We start from the raw sequence: 205 nt of genomic DNA, 5'->3' as shown, positions 1-205 counted from the left end.
GAAGCCCATTGCCCTTGGCCGAAAAAATTACCTCTTCATGGGCTCACAAGGCGGAGGAAAATCAGCGGCCATCGCCTATACACTGATCGAAACCGCCAAACTCAACGGCATTGACCCGCAAGCCTGGCTGGCCTGGGTTCTGGCACAAATCGCCGACCACAAGATCAATCGCATCAACGAACTCATGCCTTGGTGTTACGCTGCA

The 205-nt window shown here is 54.1% G+C and carries 1 protein-coding gene; it reads left to right on the top strand.

The annotated features are described in order from the left end of the window. Positions 1–205 (top strand): transposase domain-containing protein (locus ACXAH0_RS25465; protein ID WP_475196149.1); only part of this gene is annotated, 205 nt, incomplete at both ends.

Source organism: Roseibium sp. AWQ4_290 (assembly GCF_056160985.1).
This window is presented reverse-complemented; position numbering and strand designations above follow the sequence as displayed.